The sequence below is a fragment of the Xanthomonas fragariae genome, assembly GCF_017603965.1.
In the GTDB taxonomy this organism is placed as follows: domain Bacteria; phylum Pseudomonadota; class Gammaproteobacteria; order Xanthomonadales; family Xanthomonadaceae; genus Xanthomonas; species Xanthomonas fragariae_A.
In genome coordinates this window covers 3,809,948-3,831,728 of the sequence record NZ_CP071955.1, presented here as the reverse complement: position 1 = coordinate 3,831,728, position 21,781 = coordinate 3,809,948, and the positions used below count along the sequence as shown (strand labels likewise).

The window sequence follows — 21,781 nt, the reverse complement described above, 5'->3', positions numbered from 1 at the left end:
CCCGGGATTCTCAGTGAATTTCGGGGGCGTCTTCAACTCTGGATCGCAACATCAACGGTTGTGAAGTGGTCCAGGCGACCTGACCTGACGACTTCACCGCCAAGTGGAGTTGCCCATGCCATCCAGCCGCCTGGACCTGTCAGAACGATACCGTTTGCATGCGTTATATGAAACCGGGATGTCGATGCGGGCCATCGCCGATGCGTTGGAGCGCGCGCCCAGCACGATCAGCCGCGAACTGCGCCGTCACCGGCACGCTCGGCAGTATCTGCCCGATCATGCGCAGCGCCTCAGCGAGCATCGGCGCACGCAGGCCAGCCGGCGTGCGCGCATCGACGTTTTGTTAGCGGCTCTTAACTACGCCGCATCGGCGTACCAAGTCGCGGTGAGGATCTGATTGCCGCTGGCGTTGGCGGTCAATGCGTCCAGGCCGTGGTCGGGCAGGTCGGGGTGGCGTTGACGTGCCTGCTGCAGGATCTCGCGCGCCAGCACTGCCATGCGCGCGATATTGCTGTGGATGCGTGCGGCAAAGGCTTCGTCGTCCAGCGTGTCGTGCAACGCGCTATTGAGTTCGTTGAACCAGCCGATCAGATACTGATCCAGCAATCGTCCGTCGCCGGTGGCCACACCTTGTGCGATGTTGTGCACGCCCCAGTCGTGCAGCACGCGTTGCATCGCCAGATTCATGTCGCGCGCGTACAGGAAGTCGGTCTTCATGCGCGCCAGCAAGCTGAGATCGGCAATGCGCCCGCTGCAGAACAGCGGCGCCAGCAACGACCAGTAGTAGGTGTAATCCCAGATCACCTTGACCGGCATGACCTGTTCGTCGCCGAACAGTGCGTACTGATCCTGATACAGGGTCAGGGTGCTTTCGTAGAACGAGAAATACAGCTGCTGATACAGCTCGGCGTACGGGCTGAGCGATTTGCCGGCGCGGTCGCGGCCGATCAGTTCGCAGATGTAGGTATTGGAAATGGCGATGAAGTCGCTGCCCGGTGAATAGAACGGGTCCAGGAACAACCCGGCTTCGCCGGTCAGTGCCCAGCGCTGCGTCGAGAACACCTGCTTGCAGCTATACGAAAACTTGCGCAGGAACAGAAAGTCCTGCAACCGGTAGTCGGCCTTGTCGAGGGTGGCGGCGACCTGCGGCTGATGCGTGCGCAGCCAGGTCATCGCCTTCTCGTGCGTGTTCATCGTCTCCAGCGGATGCATGTCCGCATCGCAGACGATGCCCAGCGAATGCGCACCGGAGGAGAGCGGAATCAGCCAGAACCAATAGCCCGGCCCGCACATGTGGTTGGTCGAGCGCCAGCGATCCGGCGGGGTGCAGCGCTGCAGCCAGCTGCTGTCCTGCGACCAGCCATTGGGGTCGATCAAACCTTCCACGCGCCACCACACCGCATTGGCGTCGTGCGCGTTGTCCTGCGTCAGGCCCAGCTTGCGCTTGAGCAGGCCAGCGCGGCCGCTGGCATCCACCACCCAGCGTGCGCTCAGCGTGCCGGGCTCGCCGGCGCGCTCGTAGCGCACGGCGTGGTCGGCATCGTCATCGGACAGATCCACGCCCTTGACGCTGCAGCTGTCGACAAAGGCGATGCCCTGCGCGCGGGCGCGTTCGCCGAGAAAATTTTCGAAGCGACCGCGATCGATCTGCCACGACGGCGTCGGCAGGATCTGGCTGACGCCCAGCTCGGTGCAGCGATCGATGTCCCCGCGCTTGTCGGAAAAAAAGAACCGAAAACCGAACTTGCGGATCTGCTCGGTTTCCAGATGCTCACGTAAACCCAGCACCTCGGCGAAATAATGCGCGCCGATTTCCACCGTGGATTCACCGACCTTGAACGCGGCCTCGCGCACCGGGTGCGCGCGGCGCTCCAGCACGGTGATCGCCAGCTCGGGATCGCGTTGGCGTAGCTGCAGGGCCAGACTCAGGCCGGCCAGGCCACCACCAGTGATAACGACATCGGCACGCTGTGCATTCATGGGGATTGGTTGCTCTTGGTGACCGCAGGCACAGTAGCAAATTCGCCGTCAGCGTCGTCAATCAGCACCGGGTTGGCGTGTACGCGGCGGTACTCGCGCCAGATATGCCCGTAGTTCCAGGCTTGGGCGACCACATGCGAGGTGATTTCCCAAAGATCGCGCACCAGCCGGAAATGGCTCTTGCGAAACGTGCCGGGCGAGGTGCCGGCATAGCGGGTTTCGATCGGCACTGCGACCACGCGCGCGCCGGCCTGGCGGGCGGCGGAAATCAGCAATTGCGCTTCGAACACGAAGCCTTCGCCAGGCACGTCGGGCAGGCTGAACACCGAGGCCGGATACAGCCGTTGGCCGCTCTGGCTGTCGACCAGTTGGAAGCCGCAGGCCCAGGCGATGCCCCAGTCGCCAAAATCGTTGCCGATGCGGCGGAGGGTGGGCTGGGTGGCGCGCCTGCGCATGCGTGCGCCGACGATTACACAACCGGGGTGACGGTTGGCGGCAGCCAGCAGACGTGGGAAATCGGCCGCCTTGTGCTGGCCGTCGCCGTCCATGGTCATCACTGCGCGCATGCCCAGACGCTGGGCTTGCGCAAAACCGCTACGTAACGCGGCGCCTTTACCCATGCGCTGCGGATGGCGGATCAAGGTGATCGGCAGATCGGCGATGCAATCGGCGGTGCCATCGTCGGAGCCGTCGTCGATCACGATCACGTGCGAGCAGTAAGTCAGCGCATCGTTGACCACTTCGCGGATGCGCAGCGCCTCATTCAAGGCCGGCACTAAAATCGCGGTGTCCTCGCGGCTCAACGGCAGCCGGCTCACCGCTGGACCTCCACGCGCAGCACGCGGCCTGGGCCGGCGTACAGTGCGACGCTGTTGCCGCTGTTGCCGCTGTGGGCGAGCAGGTCGAACAGTGGCAGCATCGGCGCCATCGCATTGCCGGCGGCATGCCGCGACAACGGGCCATCAGCGGGCGACGGCGTGCCGTCGTCCAGGCGCATCTGCAACTGCGGTTTGCCGGCCTGGCCGGGCGCGCCCAACACCAGCGCCGCGCCGAGCAGGCCCTGGCTGGGCGCCACCCGGCCCAGCGGCCCGATCGAGCGGGCATCGTAAGCGGCCAGCAACACCGAGTCCACGCTGGCGGTGAGCTGCACCAGTGCCTCGAGCAGGCCCTGCGCGAAACTGGCGGCACTGGCGCTGATCGCCGTGGCCGGGGTCATCGCCCCGGTACCGATGGTCCAGTAGCCAGCCGCGGCGTTGTGCACCGAGTTGTGGAACTTGGTCGGCGAGATGGCGGTCGGGTCGCTGGCCAGGGTGGTGCACATGTAGTCGGTGATGGCCAGATCGCCATAGGTGGAAGTGAACACCGACGGCAGGCGCGCCGGTTCGCGGCCGGCAGCGGTGCAGGCCGCCAGCGCGGCTTCCAGCGACACCGCCACCGTGTCCGGCGCGCGGCGGCGTTCGTTGGCGGCCAGTAACTGCGGTGCCGGGCGTGCCGCGGTGTCCTGTAGCTCGCCGCCGCGCACGAACGCGAGCGCGGCGTCCCAGGTGGGCAGGCCCTGGGTCCAGAACCCGATCCCTTCGATGGTGGCAGCCAGCATCAGCATGCCCGCCCGAACAGCAGCGAACAATTGTTGCCGCCAAAGCCGAAGGAATTGTTCATTGCGTAATCGATCTTGGAATGGGCGTTGTCGAAACGGATCTGCGGGCCGCAGGCGGGGTCGGGGACCTCGCTGTTGAGCGTGCCCGGCAGCACGCCGTCGCGCAGCGCCAGCAGCGCGATCACCGATTCCACGATGCCGGCCGCGCCCAGCGTATGGCCTACCCAGGCCTTGGTCGAGCTGGCGTGCAGGGTGGCGGGGAACACCGCCGCCACCGCCGCCGCTTCCACGCTGTCGTTGGCCGGCGTGGCGGTGCCGTGCAGATTCAGATAGCCCACCGCTGCAGGCTCCAGACCGGCGCGTTCGAGTGCGCCGCGCATTGCCAGCTGCGCACCCAGGCCCTGCGGATGCGGTGCGGACATATGGTGCGCATCGCTGGATTCGCCATAGCCATACAGCCATAGCGTTGCGTCCGGTGCCGCGGCGGGGCGTTCGAGCAGCGCAAAGCCGCCGGCCTCGCCCAGGCTCAGGCCGACCCGGCGCGCATCGAACGGCTGGCACGGCTCGGGTGCGACCACCTGCAGCGCGTTGAAGCCGAACAGCACGCTGCCGCATAAAGTGTCCACACCGCCGACCAGCGCGGCGTCCACCACTCCGGCGTCGATCAGCCGCGCGGCCTGGGCGAACACCTTGGCGCTGGACGAACACGCCGTGGCCACGGTCAAGCACGGGCCGCGCAGGCCGGTGGCGTGCTGCACGAAGTCGCCCAGCGAATGCGGGGTATGCACGATCGGGCGATCCAGATCGTGCGGGAAGCGTGCGCCGTCGGCATCTTCGATCAAACGCGTATACGCCTCTTCGCTGGCACCGACACTGGAGGTCGAGGTGCCGATGAGCACCGCCACGCGCTTGGCGCCGTAGCGCTGCGCGGCGGCCTGCACCGCAGCAGCTAGGCCGTCCTGCTGCAGGGCCAGCCAGGCCAGGCGATTGTTACGGCAGTCCCAGCCTTGCAGGGCATCGGGCAGCGCCATGTCTTCCAGGCCATCGACGCGGCCGATCCAGCACTGCAGCGGTTGCAGGCCGAAATCGTTGCGACGCAGGCCGCTGCGGCGGGCAGTCAGCGCGGCCACCTGGGGGGCGAGCCCGGCGCCGAGCGCGGTGGTGGAAGTGAACGCGGTGACGGCGACCGGGGCCATCTGGGACGAATGTTGCGCTTGGCTCACGATGGTCTGGCTGGCAAAAAGTGCTCTCAGTATATCGACGGCGTGTCCGTGTCCCGTGGATGGCGCAACTGAACGTGACGGTCATGTCGCTGACGCGGCTGGGATTTTCGCGCGTGCCGCGCTTTCGCCGTCGGCGCAATTGGGACACAATCCTGCGACCCACCTTCCTTCGAGCGCGACCACGCGCGCATGCACGCCTACGTCTATAAAAGCCAACGCAAGCAGGACACCTTCGTCTATCTCGCCACGCGTGAGGACTTCTCCGGTCTTCCCGACGCCGTGCGCGCGCAGCTGTGGCCGTTCGCGTTCGTGCTGGAGGTGGCGCTGACGCCGGAGCGCCGTCTGGCGCAGGCCGACGTGGCAACGGTGCGCGAGGCGCTGAGCAAGCACGGCTTCTACCTGCAACTGCCCAAGACGGTGGTGCTGGCGGGCGAGTGCGACTATGACTGAGCCACAGCGTACCGCGCGGTGGCGGGCCGCAGCGCTGGCCTGCGTGGCCGGTGCGGTGTTGTGCTTGCTCGGTGGCATCGGCAGCAGCGTTGCTGCCGTCACGTTGTGGCTAGCGCAACCGGCCTTCGCGTTGGCGTCGTCGTGGGCACGCGGAACGCGCGCACTGCCGACACAGGCGCGTGCGATCGCGCAGTCACTGCCGCCGTTGCTGACGATCTGGGGAGTAGGCTTGTTGGCCCTGGCTGCGTTGATCAGTTGGCCGCTGACCGCCCTGCGCGATAGCGGCAGTCTGGCCGCCGCGTTGGCCTTGAGCGTGGCGGTCAGCGCCGCCTTGCTTGGGCTGTGGCGGACCTGGCCGCTATGGGGCGAGGTCGAACGCGACGGTGGTGCCTTGGCGCCGCGTTGGCACGCGCTGGCCACGCAGGAATTGCATGCCTGGCGCGGCCTGCTGGCGGCCGCGCTGGTGCTGGCAATGTGTACGCTGGCCGTGGCGCTGGCCTGGCCGGGCTGGTTGTCTGGCGGCCTGCGTTGGGGCTTGACGATTGCCGCCAGCGTGCTGCTGCCGGTTGCGCATCTGCTGCTGCAACGCACCGCCGCACCTGCGCGCAGCGATGCGCCGGCCGCGTTGTGCGCCGCCGATTTTTTCTTCGAAGCCGCTGCCGAACCGCGCCCACTGGAGCCGGTCGCCCAGCATCAGCTGGTGCCCGAATTGTTCGAAGCCGCCCGCAGCGGCCGCGTGGATCGTGCGCTGCAGTTGCTTGAGGCCGGTGCCGACCCGCAGGCAATGCCGCTGCCGGAGTGGCGCGATCAACGCAGCCTGCCCGCACTGGCGGCAGTGCTGCCGGATCTGCGCCTGCTGCGCGCGTTGATCGTACGTCGCGTCGACGTCAACCAATCGCATCGCGGCATGACCCCATTGCTGGCCGCCACACGCGACAGCTGGCATGGCCGCCCGGATGCGGTAATGACGTTGTTGGCCAACGGTGCCGACCCGCGCGCCACCGACAACGACGGCAACACCCCATTGCATCACGCGGTGCGCAGTTCCGACCCGGGCGTGGCCGCGCTGTTGCGCGATGCCGCCGCCGAGCTCGACGCGCTCAATAACGAAGGCCACTCGCCCCTGGCGATGGCTTGTCAGGTCGGCAACTGGCGTCTGGCCAAGTTTCTGCTGGAACGCGGTGCGCACTCCGAACCGGAAGGCGGCGCACCAGTGCTGCTGGCCGCGGCCGGCACCGAAGAAGACGACCCGGCCGGCGTGCACTTGCTGCTCAAGCACAAGGCGCGCGTGGATGCGCGCGACCGTCAGCGCCGCAGCGCCCTGCACGAAGCTGCATTGGCCGGGCACGGCGATATTGTCGAAGCGTTGTTATCGGCCGGCGCCAATCTGGAAGCGTGCGACCTGCTCGGTCGTACCCCGTGGCTGGACGCGGCGCGGCAGGCGCGCAGCGCGGTGCTCGAATGCCTGGTCGCACGCAAGGCCGATGTGCTGGCCATCGATGGCCACGGCCGCAATGCCGTGATGCTGGCCTGCGCCGCCGACAGCGTGTCGCCGGCATTGATCCGGCGCCTGCTGGATCTGCAGGTGCCCGCCGGCAGCGCCGATGTGCACGGCCGTCGCGCCGTGGATGTGGCCGCCGAAGCCGGGCGCTGGGCGATCGTGCAATTGCTCGACCCCAGCTACCCATTGCCGGCTGCGGTGAGCGATGGACACGGCGACACTAGCGGCGTTGCGGTACTGCCCGATCGCCCGCCCTTGGTGCTGCTGCGCGAAGGCCTGCAGTTCGGGCAACGCGATGGGTTGGTCGCGCTGGCCCGGCTGTGCGGCCCGGAAGAACTCGGCGGCCTGCTGCACGACGCGCATCTGGCCTCGAACGCCGAAGCGGTCGACTGGCTGCTGCGCCACGGCGCCGATGCCGAAGTGCGCGATGCATGCGGCGATGTGCCGATGTTTGCGTTGCTCTCACGTGGCGTGGAGGCGGTGCCGGCATTGCAGGCGCTGCTGCATCATGGCGTGTCACCGGCCGGCGCAGGCGGTTTGACGCGTTTGCTCAGCGCCTGCGTGCAGCACGATGCGGCATCGCGCGGGCTGGAACAGTTGGCGCTGGAATTGCTCGAACGCGGCGCCGACCCGTTCGCGCCGTCGGCGGCCGGGGATCCGCCGTTGTCGCTTGCGGTGCGTTTGGGCTGGCTGCGCCTGCAGCAGTGGTTGCTGGAACATGGCGTGGACCGCGAAGCACGCGACAGCCACGGCATGACTGCACTGCATCTGGCCACCGCGCTGGGCCGTGAAGCCTCGCTGAAATTGCTGGTCAAGCAAGGCGCCTCGCCGGAAGCGCGCGCTGCCGATGGGCAGACTCCGCTGGGTGTGGCGCTGTCGACCGGTCGTCGCGATCTGGCCGACTGGCTGGATTGGCGCATCTGGTCGCTGCCGCGCCGCACGTTGCGCGAAGCGGACGTGCCGGCCGCAGCGATGACCGGCGACATCGATGCGGTGCGTCGCCTGATCGACCTCGGCCTGCCGGTCGATGCCGTCGACGCACAAGGCTGCACTGCGTTGCTGCGTGCAGCCGGTGGCGGCCATCTTGGTGTCGTCGCACATCTGCTGGAGCGCGGCGCCGATCCGCAGCGCGCCGCCACTAGTGGCGCGACGCCGCTGTCGGCGGCAGTGAGCATGCGCCAGACTGAGATCGTTGCTGCACTGCTGCAAGCAGGCGCGCAGATCGAGCATCGCCTGCCCGGCGGCGTCACCGTGCTGATGCTGGCGTGCGCGCTGGGCCTGCCAGACATCCTAGCGCGCCTGCTCACCGCTGCGGCCGATGTGCACGCCAACGACGACCAAGGTCTGGCACCACTGCATTGCGCCGCGCTGTACGGCTTTACCGCGCGCGACAAGAGCCGCTTGCTGGCCTTGCTGGACACCTTGCTGCTGGCCGGCACCGACCCGGACTATCTGGCCGGTGGCCGGGTCAGCCCGTTGCTGTTGTTGCTGGGCGCGCGTGCCGAACCGGGTACCGCCTGCGACGAACACGTGGTGCTAGCCGGGGTCGAACGTCTGCTCGATGAAGACGTCTCGTTGGATGTGGCCGATCAACGTGGCTTCGGTCCGTTGCATCTGGCGGCACTGCACGGCCTGCCGCTGCTGGTGCAGCGCCTGCTGCGTGCCGGCGCCGATGCCGATCGCCGCGACGCGCTCAACCGCACTCCGCGCGAGATCGCAATCATGCGTGGCTTTATCGATGTGGCCGGCCAGTTCGAACCTGCGCTGCCGGACGTGTCGTCGATGGCGCGCTTCCTGCGCGAAGGCCGCTGAGCCAGCGCTGCGGGCAACCGCTGCGGGTGCTGTTCGTGTGCAGCCGCAACCGTCTGCGTAGCTCCACCGCCGAGCGCGTGTTCGCCGACTGCCCTGGTGTCCAAACGCAATCGGCCGGGCTGGCCGCAGATGCGCAAGTGCAGGTCACGCCGGGGCTGTTGCAGGAAGCAGAGGTGGTGCTGGCGATGGAGCGCCGCCATTTGCAGCTGCTGCGCAAACGCTTCGCCGCGTATCTGCTCCATTGCCGAGTGATCTGTCTAAAGATTCCCGACGACGACGCTTATTGGCAATCCGACACTGAATACGCAGTTTGTAACACACGGTGTCATCACTGCTGCGCTTGCCAGAGTATTCGTAACCTAGTCCCGACACCGCACATGTAAAACTGCATCCTGTCTCGCCGGAAGGAAGCGACCATACGATGAGCGTGCGTATCGAGGACCACGCAATGTTGGGTAATTGCCACAGCGCGGCCCTGGTCGACCACCGCGGCACCATCGACTGGCTGTGTCTGCCACGTTTCGATTCCGATGCAGTCTTCGCAGCGTTGCTGGGCGATGCGCAACACGGGCAATGGGCGTTGTCGCCTGCTGCCGACTGCCGCAGCGAACGCGCTTACGAAGACGACAGTCTGGTGTTGCATACGCGGATGATCACCGACAGCGGCACGGTAGAGCTGGTCGACTTCATGGTCGCCAGCGACGAGAGCGACAGTCACCAGCATCTGGTGCGGATCGTGCGTTGCCTACAGGGTGAAGTGCCGATGCATATGCGCCTGACCTTCCGCTTCAACTACGGCCGCACGGTGCCATGGGTGACGCGGATCGTCGATGGCATCCGCGCCATCGCCGGTCCCGATCAACTCGCCTTGCGCTCGCCGCAAACGCTGCACGGCGAAGACATGGGCACCGAAACCGACTTCACCTTGCGCGAAGGCCAAAGCACTTGGTTTGTGCTAAGTCACGGACTGTCGCACCAACCCACGCCGCCATTGATCGATGCCGAACAGGCACTGCAGCGCACCACCGCGTTCTGGCATGGTTGGGCACGTCGCTGTACCGATGTCGGTCCGTGGACCGAGCAGGTGCGTCGTTCGTTGGTGGTGTTGAAGGGGCTGAGTTACCTGCCCACCGGCGGCATCGTCGCCGCGCCCACTGCCTCGTTGCCCGAGCAACTGGGCGGCGCGCGCAACTGGGATTATCGTTATTGCTGGTTGCGCGATTCGGTATTCACGCTGATTGCGTTGTTGCAGGCCGGGTATCGCGATGAAGCCGTCTCGTTCCGCGATTGGGTGCAACGCACTATCGCCGGTTCGCCGGATCAATTGCAGGCGCTGTACGGCATCGCTGGCGAACGCCGGCTGCAGGAATGGGAAGCGCATTGGTTGCCCGGCTATGAAAACTCCGGCCCGGTGCGTATCGGCAACGGCGCGGTGGATCAGTGCCAGCTCGATGTGTATGGCGAGTTGATCGGCGCCTTCCATTACGCACGCCAAACAGGCGTGGCGCCGCCGTCCGATGACGATGGCTCGTCTGCTTCATTGCTGGAAAAGATGCTGGATACGCTCGAAACGCTGTGGCGTCAGCCCGATGAAGGCATCTGGGAAATCCGCGACGAACGCCGCCATTTCGTGCATTCCAAAGTAATGGCATGGCTGGCATTCGATTGCGGCGCACGCGATGGCATCACCAATGCTGAGGACGTCAAGCGCGCGCATTGGGGCCGTATTGCCGAGGAAATTCACGCCGAAGTGCTGGAGAAAGGCGTGCATCCGGACGGGCACTTCGTACAGAGCTATGGCTCCGATCGTTTGGACGCCTCGTTGTTGCTGATTCCGATCGTGGGATTTTTGTCGGCCGACGATCCGCGCATCGCCGCCACCGCCGATGCGATCGCACGCGATCTCACCATCGACGGATTGGTCGAACGTTATCGCGCCGACGACAGCGCCGATGGGCTGCCGGCCGGCGAGGGCACCTTCCTGGCCTGCAGTTTCTGGCTGGTGGAAAACTACGCACTGCTCGGTCGCACCGAGCAGGCCCGCGCATTGCTTGAGCGTCTGCTCGGGCTCTGCAATGACGTGGGGCTGCTCGCCGAAGAGTACGACCCACGCAGCAAACGCATGCTCGGCAACTTCCCGCAAGGGTATTCCCACGTGGCCCTGGTCAATGCGGCATTACGCCTGCACGGACGCATGGGCGAAAAGGAAACACATCCATGAATGAGCAAGAGACCACACCGCCGTGCATCATCGTGGTGTTAGGCGCACGCGGCGACCTGACCAAGCGCTTGGTGATGCCGGCGTTGTACAACCTGCGTCGTGCCGGTGCGTTAGGCGAACCGTTCGCCATCGTCGGCATGGACCACGGCGACATCAGCGAACGCGCGTGGCGGACCAACATGGGGCAGTCGATGACCGAACTGCTCGGCAGCCGCGATGCCGAATTCCAGACCGATGAATTCGATACCGACACCTGGGACTGGCTACGCGAGCGCATGCATTATTTACGTGGCGATTTTACCGACCTGGGCGCGTATCAGGCGCTGGATGGCGTGCTGGAGAAACTGCACAAGCGCTACGGCACCCAGGGCAATGTGCTGTTCTATCTCGCTACAGCCGCACGTTTTTTCGAGCCGGTGCTGCTCAATCTGGGCGAAGCCGGGCTGGTCAAACAGCGCGAAGGCGAGGGCTGGCGTCGGGTGATCGTGGAGAAACCGTTCGGTCACGATCTGCCCAGCGCCAAGCATCTCAATGCCACCGTCGCACGCGTGTTGCACGAGGATCAGGTGTTCCGCATCGATCATTTCCTCGGCAAGGAAACCGTGCAGAACATTCTGGCATTCCGTTTCGCCAATGGCTTGTTCGAGCCGGTGTGGAATCGCGACCGCATCGATCATGTGCAAATCACCGCCGCCGAAACCATCGGTGTGGAAGGTCGTGGGCGCTTCTACGATCCCACCGGCTGTCTACGCGACATGGTGCCGAATCACTTATTCCAGTTGCTGGCGATGATTGCGATGGAACCGCCGGCGGCATTCACCACCGAAGCGATGCATCGTCGCCGCGCCGAGGTGATCGAAGCGGTGCGCCCGATCAAGCCCGAAGACGTGGTGCGCGGCCAATATGCCTCTGGCGCGGTGAGCCGCAGCGCGGTGCCGGGGTATCGCGAAGAAGACACGGTGCCGGAAGATTCGGAAACCGAAACCTATGTGGCGATGAAACTGCAGGTCGACACCTGGCGCTGGGCCGGCGTGCCGTTTTACCTGCGTACCGGCAAACGTTTGCGCGAGCGCACCACCGAGATCGCGATCCGCTTCAAGCCTGCACCGCTGGCCCCGTTCCGCAGCACCGAAGTGGGCGGTTACGGCCCCGACTGGCTGGTGCTGCATATCCAGCCCGACGAAGGCATTTCGCTGCAGTTCGACGTCAAGCGCCCGGGCGCGCAGGTCGCGCTCGCACCAGTGCGCATGGACTTCCGCTACCGCGATTGGTTCCCCAAGGGATACACGGTGGGCTACGAGCGCCTGCTGCAGGACTGCATGAACGGCGAGGCCGGCCTGTTCCAGGATGCGGCGATGGTGGAAGGCGCCTGGCGCATCGTGCAACCGATCTTGGATGCATGGAAACAACCGCCCAGCGATTTCCCCAACTACGCCGCCGGCAGCGCCGGCCCGTCGGCTGCCGATGCCTTGCTGGCGATGAACGGTGGGCACGCCTGGCGCGCACTCACCCCGGGGCGCAAACCACCGCCGCGTCGTCCACCGGAAGCACGTAGCAGCGCTGCAACGCCGATCAAGAAAGCCACTAAGAAGACGGCGAAGAACACCAAGGAGACGGCGAAGAAAGTGCGCAAGGCGCCAGCCAAACGTGCATCGGTCGCAGCAGCAAAACCGTCGCAAGACGCGGCTGCGTCGTCGGGCAGTGCCGTAAAGAAAGCAGTGACCAGACGCGTAACCAAGAAGGTCGCAAAGGCCGCTGCGAAGACCATCGGCAAAGCTGCGGCTGGCAAAAGCGCAGCGGACAAGTCGGTCAGCAAAACCGCATCGCGCACACCGCATCGCTGAGGAATTACGAGCGACATGCAGCCGCTGCGGATGCAGGGAATCCGCGTAGGAGCGTGCCTGCGCGCGACGGGGCTCTACCGATAACGCCCCATCGCGCGCAGGCGCACTCCTACGAAAAGCTCAGCGATCCTGCGTGGTTGGCGCGGCCTCGCCATCGACATCCGCCTTGACGTCGGCTTCGAACAGATTCATCAGATCCGCGCGTGCATCGCGTGCGGTCTGGATCACCTTGGCCTCGTCGTCGTAGACCAGATGCTGGCGACGCAGCAGGTCTTGGTCGTGTTGGCGGAAGCGTTTTACGTGTTCCCGCGCGCGCGCTTCGCCCAGGCCGAGCGAGGTCAGCACGCGTTCGCCCAGTTGCAGGCTGGAAGCGAACACTTCGCGGAACGGTTCTGCGCCCATGTCCATCAGCTTCCAGGCGTGCTGACGATTTCGAGCACGCGCCAACACCGTGGCTTGCGGGTACAGGCGGCGGATCAGCAGCACCGTCTTGATGTTGGTTTCCGGGTCGTCCACTGCAATCACGAACACCTTGATGCGGTCGGCGCCGGCAGCGCGCAGCAACTCGGGGCGGGTCGGGTCGCCGTAATAGAGCTGGCTGCCGAACCGGCGCAGGTCTTCCACGGTGTCCGGGTTGTGTTCCAGCGCCACGAACGGCACATGCCGCGCAGTGAGCAAGCGTGCGACCACTTGGCCGAAGCGGCCCATGCCGGCGACCAGCACCTTGGGCGTTTGCGCCTCGATGGTGTCGAACGGGCGATCGGATTTGGGCGCATGCACGCGCAGCGGCCCGTTGAGGATGCGCTGCACGCCAAGCAACAACAGTGGCGTCAGCGCCATCGACACGCCGACGATCGCCACCAGCCGGTCGTGATTGGCCGGCTCCAACAAGCCGACCCGATCGGCCTCATTGAACACCACGAACGCGAATTCGCCCCCCAGCCACAACACGCTACCCAGCATCAGGCTGCTACGCAGTGGCAGCTTGGCCAGGCTGCCGATCCCGACCAGCAGCGAAAACTTCACCACCAGCAATATCGACACACCGGCAGCAATCAACCACGGCTCGGCGACCACGCGATCGAGATCGATACCCATGCCGACCGAGATGAAGAACAGGCCCAGCAGCAAGCCTTCGAACGGTTCGATCTGCGATTCGAGCTCGTGGCGGAATTCCGAATCGGCCAGCAGCACGCCGGCCAAAAACGCGCCCAGGCTGGCGCTCAGTCCGGCCTCCTGCATGATCCAGGCGGTGCCCAACACCACCAGCAAGGCGCTGGCGGTGAACACTTCCGGCATGCGCGTGCGCGCCACAATGTTGAACAGATACCGCAGCACAAAGCGCCCGCACAGAATGACCAGCGCCAATGCCGCGATCGCCTTGGCCACGTCGGGCCATTCCAGCGCGGCGTTCTTGCTGCCGCCGAGTAGCGGAATGGCCGCCAGCAACGGGATCGCGATCAGATCCTGAAACAGCAAAATGGCGAACGCCAGGCGCCCGTAGTCGCTACTGAGCGCCTTGCGTTCGGCCAGCAGTTGCAGGCCCACTGCGGTGGACGACAGCGCCAGCGCTACGCCGACGATCAGCGCGCTTTTCCAGCCCAGATCGCCCGCCATCAGCAAGCTGCCCAGGATCACCGCGGTCACCACCACCTGGGTAGCGCCAGCGCCGAATACCGAATGGCGCATCACCTTCAAACGTGCCGGCGACAGTTCCAGGCCGATCACGAACAGCAGCATCACCACGCCGATTTCGGCCGCGCCGCTGATGCGCTCGGCATCCTGCACCACGCCCACGCCGTCGGGCCCGAGCATCACACCGGCGACCAGATAGGCCAACACCGCACCCAGGCCCAAGTGTTTGAAAACCGGCACTGCTACGATGGCGGCCAGCATCAGCACCAGAGCCAGTTCCAGACCGCCGCTATGCATGTGCACTCTCCGTTGAGGCATGCATTATGCAGCGCAAGGTGGCTGACCGACTCGCGCCAACGTGCCGCATTCGGTGGCGATGCCGCCGAGCGAGCCACGCGTGGCTCGATGCGAGCACCGGCGCATGAGTCTCTACACGGTAGATACCAGCGTAACGTGCGCGCTTCTGTGGCAACCGCGCCGTTCAGCCCGTGCCGTGCAGTGAGCTGTGAACGGTCGGATCAAACAATCATCTGCTTTTGAGCAGAAAGCGGCGATCCAGCGGCTGCAGCGGGCGGGCGTTGAACGAATAGACGCGTTCAAATGCGTTGATCTGCGCCTCCGACACCTGCACCGGCTGAGTGAGCACCACCCAATCCACCGTTTCGCTGCAAGGCGGCGTGGTCAACGATCCTTCGTAGCGATAGAAGCTGCGCTGATTCTTGGGCGGAAGAAAATCACTGGCGCGTATCAAGGCGTTGGCGACCAGTTGCGTGTGATTCTTGTCTTTCGGCATGGCGTCCAACACACGCTGGAAGGCGGGATTGGCGGTGCCGGTTTCAAAGAAGATTGCCAGCACGCCCAGCGTTCCATCCGGGCCCTGGTGCACGATATGCGCCTCCATCGGGAAACGCCGGCCGTTCAACAAGTGCTCGCTTGGATGATGGAAATGCAGTTGCAATGCCTCGTACTGTTTGCCGCCGGTCCACATCCTGCCGCCGTCATGCAGATCCAGTTGGATGGAGTGGCCGGTGTTGCGCACCGCTAGCGGCACGGCGGCGTAATCCAGCGACAAGCTGCCCAGATCGGCGTCGATGGCGTCTTTCAAATCGATGGGACTGTTCTGCTGGCCGTTGCCGCACAGCACGTTTTCTTTTGCCAGTTTTGACCAGTGCTCGGCGCCTTCCGGACCGGTGTAGCCCCACTCGTGCGCCGTGTGTGGCGCGGTTTCATGCGACTCCACAGGCGTACTGTCGGGAAGCCTGGCCTGCGCCATGCCAATCGCGCTCCAGCCAGCGGTCACGCACAGGCACACCGGGCTGATGCGACGTAGCAGAAAAGACCTGGAAGACCACATGGATAACTCCTGAGGCGCAGCGATGCGACGTGGATGCGATGGCCGACGCAATGGCAGCGGGCAACGTGATGCAGGGGGTGCAGGGAAGCGGATCGTAGCAAGGAGCCTTGGCCGTCATTACAGTCTGGCCACGGACGGCGCGCCTTGTCCGAGTCGGTGTACCAGTGGTGGCGTGCCCGGATGTCAGACAGCATCGGGGTTGCCAGCGCCCAGGCGAGGTATGGCGATCGCCTCAGGGGGCCGCGCGCCGCCAGCATGATCGCTGCAGGCCAATTCAGCAGTGGGACCGAGATGGCTCCAGTCCACGGCGACCGCCTGATCGTTGGTAGCCGGCGCGCGCGCGGCCATCGCGGTCTGCCGGATCGGCTTCCCGGAAGTCCACTTAAGCGGCGATCGCACAGGGCATTGACCAAGCCGACTGAGGCGCGCAGACTGCGCCGCGCCGCTTCCCGGATCACCGGTCGGTACGCACTTCACCGGAGCCCTTTCTCATGTCCAGCGACAGTCACCCTAGACCCGGGTCGATGACCCAGCTGACGCGCGCCTGAGGCTTGAGGTTCGCCAGCTGTCATCGACGACGGTCGTCACCAGGCGAACCCCATGTACAACCAGACCCTGCGCCCTGCCCAAGGCGTCGATGCACTGACCGCACCCCTGGCCGAGCTCAACACGGCCGATGCGGTGGAATATCTCAACACCCTCGACCGCGACGACGCAGCGCAGGTGCTGGCCGCGTTGCCGCAGCCGCGTGCGGTGAAGTTGCTCGAACAACCCGAGCTGCACGATGCCAGTGGCCTGGTCGCGCAACTGCCGGCCGAGCAGGCCGCGTCCCTGCTTGGGCAGATGGCCGACGACCGTGCCACCGACATTTTCCATGGCCTGGATGCCGACCAGCGCCAGCCGTTGCTGTGGCTGCTCAGTGCCGAGGCGCGGCTGTCGATCCAGGCGCTGATGCGCTACCCGCCCAACATCGCCGGCGCGCTGATGACCACTGAGTTCGTAGCGGTGCCGGCCGACTGGACGGTGGGCCGCACCCTGCAGCACATCCGTGAGGTGGAGCGCAGCCGCGAGACGGTGTATGCCATCTATCTGCTCGATCCGCACACCCGCGTGCTCCACCAAATGGTGACCATGCGCCGGCTGATTACCGGTGCGCCAGAGGCGCTGATCCTGGACGTGGCACAGGTCAATCCGCCAGTCACGGTGAACCCGACGCTGGACCAGGAAGAAGTCGCACGGCTGATCCGTCGCCACGACCTGCTTGCCATCCCGGTGGTGGATACGCATGGCCACATGCTCGGCATCGTCACCGTGGACGATGTGCTCGACGCATTGATCGCCGAATCCACCGAGGACGTGCACAAGTTCGGCGGCATGGAAGCGCTGGACAAGCCGTACATGCAAATTGGCTTCGGCCAGATGATCAAGAAGCGCGCCGGCTGGCTGAGCGTGCTGTTCCTGGGCGAAATGCTCACCGCCAGCGCGATGCAGCACTTCGAAGACGAGCTCTCCAAGGCGGTGGTGCTGACCTTGTTCATTCCGCTGATCATGAGCTCGGGTGGCAACTCCGGCTCGCAGGCCACCTCGCTGCTGATCCGTTCGCTGGCACTGCGCGAATTACGCCTGGGCGACTGGTGGAAAGTGGCGCTGCGCGAACTGCCGACCGGGCTCACCCTGGGCACCATTCTCGGCATCCTGGCGATCGTGCGCATCACCATCTGGCAGACCGCCGGCCTGTACGACTACGGCCCGCACTGGCAGATGGTGGCGTTGACCATCGGCGCAGCGCTGATCGGCATCGTCACCTTCGGTTCGCTCTCCGGCTCGATGCTGCCGTTCGTGCTGCAACGCTTCGGCTTCGACCCGGCCAGTGCCTCGGCGCCGTTCGTGGCCACCTTGGTCGACGTCACCGGACTGGTGATTTATTTCAGTATCGCTGCCGCGATCCTTAGCGGCACGTTGTTGTAGCTCCACTCGGATCTGAGCCCACCGCCGTGCCGCCTTCAGGCGCCGCTGCATGCCCGGCGCATGCATCGGTTAATTGGTGCCGGTGAACCGGATAGCGGGTGAGCTACCGCCGGAGGCAGTGCACCTACCCAGGTGCAGATCGTTGGTCTCACCGGTCACCGCACCGTTGCCGATACAGCGTGGCGCCTTGCTGGTGCCATCGTCCACCGCCAACCGGGTGGTGACCGAGGAACCGGTATTGAGGAAGGCACCCGTGCCGTTGCCGTTGCCGAGAATGTTGAAGTCCGCGCCCGTCCATACCGACGCCAACTGCAGCACGCTGTCCGAGCCGCTGACGCGGTAGGCCTGCGTCCCATTTAACAGCGTGACCGTATCGCTGCCGCCTGCGTTGACCTCGGCGATGAGCTTGAGGCTACCCAGTCGGTTGGCGGCGATGGGTGGCACGGCGATATCGTCACTGTTCCTGTAACAGCTGCCGGAGCCATCACCCGACCATCCGCCCGGGCATGCACTGCCGTAATTGATCAGCCAATATTGCATGAATACCGCACCTTCTCCGTGCATCGCGTAGATGAATTGCTGCCAGACGTGGCAGTTGGCATGGCCTGCACATGCCCCGGTCGTTGCGTCGGCGTCGGAGTCCAATTGCAGGCTGAATTCGTCCGCGCCGACCGTTGTGCCATTGCCATATATGAAGTGCACCCCGCTGACTTCCGGGAAGCTGCCCTCCGCTTTTCGAATCAAGCCATTTGCTTTCAACGCGTAGTCGGTAATGGAGTCGTCTGCCCGCCTCAGCGCCGTCGCGACAGTCGGTCTGCGTGATGGTTCTGCCTTGCTGGCTTGTCGGCAGGCCACCGGTTTCCACTGGTTGGAAGGATATTCCGCTTTAAAACAACCATTCGCTGCCCCCTTTTCCGCGACAAGGCTGTTTTGCCAGGATTGTTGAAAGGACAACGTGGATGCGGTCGGCCGACTGTCTGTCATGGTCGCCTGCGCCCCGCTGCGTGTTTCCCTCGGCGCGGCGCAGGCGGTGACACAGCACGTCGTGCCGGTTACCGCCGCCATGATCAAGCTCAAGCATGTTTGGGTGACGCGCATTGTCTGCCTCGCTGGTAAAAGTGGAGTTTAGTCGCTCGCCGGCCCGCGTTCCTGATGGTTGCTGCACGGGGGCGACTCGTCTGTACTGATGCCACTCCATGGGCTAGTGCAGATGCCTGGCGTACGAAGCGCCGTGCGTGGAGCCAAGCGGTCCGCATGGATCGATGCAATGTCGGAAATGCGGGTGCTGTCATGTGCGTGAGGTGCGGTCTGGCAGCGTACTCGGCATGCACCGCACGCGATCTATCCACGCACCCGCACACCAGTGCGTGTACCGTAATGCGATGGCATTCGCGTCCCCCGTCCGATGAGTACGTATCACCTGCAGCAGGTCTTTCGTCCCGACACCGTGGCGGTGGTGGGTGGCAGTCCGCGCGATCGCTCGGCCGGGCGCGCAGTGGTGCGTAATCTGCGGGCGGCCGGATTTCCCGGGCGGATCGGTTGGGTGAGCCCGCGTTATAGCCAGATCGACGGCGTGCGCACGGTGGCGCGGTTGACCGATCTGGCCTGGGTGCCGGATCTGGTGGTGATCACCGCCCCGGCGCGGATCGTGCCGCGCATCGTCTCCATCGCGGCGCGGCGCGGGGTCGCGGTGGCGATTATCCTGACTGCAGGGCTAGGCAGCGGCACGGGCTCGCCGGCCGCGCGGATGGAAGCGGCGGCGCGCGCCAAGGGCATGCGCATCCTTGGCCCGCATTGCCTGGGCGTGATCGCCCCGCACGCACGGCTCAACGCCAGCATCGCCGCGCATTGCCCGCAGGCCGGCGATCTGGCGCTGATTTCCGAATCCAGCGCGATTGCCGCCGCGCTGGTGGAGTGGGGCGTGGCGCGCTCGGTCGGGTTTTCGGCGGTAGTGTCGCTGGGCGATACGCTGGATGTCGACTTTGGCGATCTGCTCGACTACTTCGCCACCGACTACCGCACCCGCGCGATCCTGCTTTACGTCGAGCGCATCGGCGATGCGCGCAAGTTCATGTCGGCCGCACGCGCCGCTGCGCGTGCCAAACCGGTGGTGGTGGTCAAATCCGGCCGCCAGTTCCGCATCGATCCCAATGCCGACACCCATGCGCAGGCCCTGGCCGGCTCGGATGCGGTGTATGGCGCGGCGTTCGCGCGTGCCGGGTTGTTGCGGGTAGGCGCGTTGGACGAATTGTTTGCCGCAGCCGAGACACTTGGCCGGCTCGGCAGTTTTCCGGGCCGGCGGCTGGCCATTCTCAGTAATGGCGGCGGGGTGGGGCACCTGGCGGTGGATCAGCTGGTGTTGCGCGGCGGCACCTTGGCCGAGTTGTCGGCCGAGACCCTGGAGCGGCTGGATCAATCGTTGCCGCAAGGCTGGTCGCGCAGCAATCCGGTGGACATCATGATCGATGCCGACGGGCCACGGTACGCCGCAGCGATCCAAGCCTTGCTGGACGACCCGGAGAACGACGCGCTTCTGGTGGTCAACGTGCCGACTGCGTTTACCTCCTCGGCCGATGCGGCCAAGGCGCTGACCCGCACGCTGGACCAGCGCAGCCGCTGTCAGCGCGAAAAACCGGTGTTTGCGGTGTGGTTGGGCCAGGACGATCAGGCGATTGCCGCGCTCAATGCCGCGCACGTGCCCACCTATGCCACCGAATCGGATGCGGTGCGCGGCTTCACCCACCTGGTGCGCTATCGCGAAGCGCAGGCGGCGTTAATGGAAACCCCGCCCAGCCTGCCGCAAGATTTCGTGGTGGATGCCGGCATCGCCCGCGCAGTGGTCGATGAAGCACTTACCGCAGGCCGGCGTTGGCTGGATCCGGTCGCCACCAACCGGTTGCTGGCTGCCTACGGCATTCCGATCGTGCCCTTGCAAGTCGCCGCCACCGCCAACGAGGCCGCCTTGCTGGCCGACCCGCTGCTGGCCATTGGCCGCACGGTGACCTTGAAAGTGCTGCCCAGCGACAGCGCGCGCACGTCCGATGTCGATGGCGTGCGCTTGAACCTGTCCAGCGTAGCGGCGGTGCGCGAAGTGGCAGCCGGCCTCCTGGCGCGTGCACGTGCCGGGCACGCCGACGCCATCATCGAAGCGGTGATCGTGCAGCCCACCGTGGTGCGCCCCAAGGCGCGCGAGTTGATTGCCGGCATCGCCGACGACCCGGTATTCGGCCCGGCGATCGTGTTCGGGCGCGGCGGCAGCGCCGTGGAAGTCATCAACGATCGCGAACTGGCATTACCTCCGCTGGATCTGCGCCTGGCCCACGAGTTGATCGGTCGCACCCGCGTCTCGCGCATCCTCAAGGCCTACCGCGATGTGCCGGCGGCCGATGAGCGCGCGGTGGCCTTGGTACTGGTCAAGCTGGCGCAGCTGGCCGCCGACATCCCCGAAATCACCGAGTTGGATATCAACCCGCTGCTGGCCGACCGCGATGGGGTGATCGCGCTGGCCGCACGCGTGGCGGTGGCACCGGCGCGCAAACTGCATAAAGGCCGTGGCCATCCGCGCTTTGCGATCTTTCCGTATCCGAAGGAATGGGAGCGCCAGATCGCGCTCGGCGACGGCGCGCATGCGCTGGTGCGGCCGGTACGCCCGGAAGACGATGCGCTGTTCCGCATGTTTTTCGCCCGGGTCACCGATGAAGACCTGCGGCTGCGTTTCTTCCAGTCCGTCAAGCATTTCAGCCACGAATTCATCGCGCGGCTGACCCAGCTGGACTACGCGCGTTCGATCGCGCTGGTGGCCATCGACCCCAACAGCGGCGACATGCTCGGCGCGGTGCGTCTGCATGCCGATGCCGATTACCAGCGTGGCGAGTACGGCATTCTGATCCGTTCCGACCTCAAGGGCCACGGCATCGGCTGGCAACTGATGCGGATCATGATCGAGTACGCGCGCTGGCTGGGCCTCAAACAGATCGAAGGCCAGGTGCTGCGCGAGAACCGCACCATGCTGGCGATGTGCAAGAGCCTGGGCTTTGGCGTACGCGCGGATCCGGACGATGCGACCCTGATGGCGGTGACACTCCCTATAATGGGCGAGCCGCGCCCGGTCTGACGTTGTGTCACGCCGCGGCCCTCCATCCTCACCGCACGCCGGACTGCCAGGCATCCTCCGCCTTGGCCCGTTCGTCCTGCAT

The 21,781-nt window shown here is 65.4% G+C and carries 13 protein-coding genes and 2 pseudogenes; 8 read left to right on the top strand and 7 right to left on the bottom strand.

Features of this window, described 5'->3' with window-relative positions; translation table 11 throughout:
* Window positions 1-115: 115 nt before the first annotated feature.
* Window positions 116-337: pseudogene (locus J5I97_RS18255) on the top strand (helix-turn-helix domain-containing protein); the annotation flags it as partial.
* Window positions 338-357: 20 nt separating this feature from the next.
* On the opposite strand, the gene J5I97_RS18250 reads toward J5I97_RS18255, so the two are convergent.
* The 4 genes from J5I97_RS18250 to J5I97_RS18235 are packed head-to-tail and all read right to left on the bottom strand — an operon-like array spanning window position 358 to window position 4,773.
* On the bottom strand, window positions 358-1,980 hold the full coding sequence (locus J5I97_RS18250) for an NAD(P)/FAD-dependent oxidoreductase (RefSeq protein ID WP_208588041.1): 1,623 nt from the start codon (window positions 1,978-1,980) through the stop codon (window positions 358-360).
* Entirely contained in the window at window positions 1,977-2,798 is an 822-nt protein-coding gene (locus J5I97_RS18245; protein ID WP_208588039.1) for a glycosyltransferase family 2 protein, read from the bottom strand. The genes J5I97_RS18250 and J5I97_RS18245 overlap by 4 nt, the downstream gene beginning before the upstream one ends.
* Window positions 2,795-3,577, bottom strand: coding sequence for a beta-ketoacyl synthase chain length factor (locus J5I97_RS18240; protein WP_208588038.1), 783 nt, complete (start codon window positions 3,575-3,577; stop codon window positions 2,795-2,797). Before J5I97_RS18240 ends, J5I97_RS18245 begins: the two co-directional genes overlap by 4 nt.
* The gene (locus J5I97_RS18235; protein WP_208591812.1) at window positions 3,577-4,773 is read right to left on the bottom strand and encodes a beta-ketoacyl-[acyl-carrier-protein] synthase family protein; all 1,197 of its coding nucleotides are present in this window, start codon (window positions 4,771-4,773) and stop codon (window positions 3,577-3,579) included. The genes J5I97_RS18240 and J5I97_RS18235 overlap by 1 nt, the downstream gene beginning before the upstream one ends.
* Before the next feature lie 216 nt (window positions 4,774-4,989).
* Here J5I97_RS18235 and J5I97_RS18230 point away from each other — a divergent pair, with 216 nt between their 5' ends.
* From J5I97_RS18230 to zwf, 5 genes and pseudogenes are all read left to right on the top strand, one after another.
* Window positions 4,990-5,250: a YcgL domain-containing protein gene (locus tag J5I97_RS18230; protein ID WP_208588036.1), complete on the top strand. Its 261-nt coding sequence runs from the start codon at window positions 4,990-4,992 to the stop codon at window positions 5,248-5,250.
* Window positions 5,243-8,563 carry an ankyrin repeat domain-containing protein gene (locus J5I97_RS18225; protein WP_208588034.1) on the top strand — a complete coding sequence of 1,107 codons (3,321 nt, stop codon included), beginning with the start codon at window positions 5,243-5,245 and terminating at the stop codon, window positions 8,561-8,563. Before J5I97_RS18230 ends, J5I97_RS18225 begins: the two co-directional genes overlap by 8 nt.
* 26 nt (window positions 8,564-8,589) lie before the next feature.
* A pseudogene (locus J5I97_RS18220) lies at window positions 8,590-8,921 on the top strand (phosphotyrosine protein phosphatase).
* 63 nt (window positions 8,922-8,984) lie between these two features.
* Window positions 8,985-10,784 (top strand): glycoside hydrolase family 15 protein, encoded by a 1,800-nt coding sequence (locus J5I97_RS18215; protein ID WP_208588032.1) that lies wholly within the window; start codon window positions 8,985-8,987, stop codon window positions 10,782-10,784.
* Window positions 10,781-12,628, top strand: coding sequence for a glucose-6-phosphate dehydrogenase (zwf, locus tag J5I97_RS18210; RefSeq protein ID WP_208588030.1), 1,848 nt, complete (start codon window positions 10,781-10,783; stop codon window positions 12,626-12,628). Before J5I97_RS18215 ends, zwf begins: the two co-directional genes overlap by 4 nt.
* Window positions 12,629-12,748: 120 nt before the next feature.
* On the opposite strand, the gene J5I97_RS18205 is transcribed toward zwf, so the two are convergent.
* Both J5I97_RS18205 and J5I97_RS18200 read right to left on the bottom strand, forming a co-directional pair.
* Window positions 12,749-14,560 carry a monovalent cation:proton antiporter-2 (CPA2) family protein gene (locus tag J5I97_RS18205; RefSeq protein ID WP_208588028.1) on the bottom strand — a complete coding sequence of 604 codons (1,812 nt, stop codon included), beginning with the start codon at window positions 14,558-14,560 and terminating at the stop codon, window positions 12,749-12,751.
* Between the two features lie 229 nt (window positions 14,561-14,789).
* Entirely contained in the window at window positions 14,790-15,617 is an 828-nt protein-coding gene (locus tag J5I97_RS18200) for a carbonic anhydrase (protein WP_208588026.1), read from the bottom strand.
* 600 nt (window positions 15,618-16,217) lie between these two features.
* Here J5I97_RS18200 and mgtE point away from each other — a divergent pair.
* Window positions 16,218-17,585 carry a magnesium transporter gene (gene mgtE / locus J5I97_RS18195; protein ID WP_208588024.1) on the top strand — a complete coding sequence of 456 codons (1,368 nt, stop codon included), beginning with the start codon at window positions 16,218-16,220 and terminating at the stop codon, window positions 17,583-17,585.
* Between the two features lie 69 nt (window positions 17,586-17,654).
* On the opposite strand, the gene J5I97_RS18190 is transcribed toward mgtE, so the two are convergent.
* Window positions 17,655-18,650, bottom strand: a complete 996-nt coding sequence (locus J5I97_RS18190) for a hypothetical protein (protein ID WP_208588022.1) — start codon at window positions 18,648-18,650, stop codon at window positions 17,655-17,657.
* A 340-nt stretch (window positions 18,651-18,990) separates the two neighbouring features.
* Here J5I97_RS18190 and J5I97_RS18185 point away from each other — a divergent pair, with 340 nt between their 5' ends.
* Entirely contained in the window at window positions 18,991-21,699 is a 2,709-nt protein-coding gene (locus J5I97_RS18185) for a bifunctional acetate--CoA ligase family protein/GNAT family N-acetyltransferase (protein WP_208588020.1), read from the top strand.
* Window positions 21,700-21,781 lie beyond the last annotated feature (82 nt).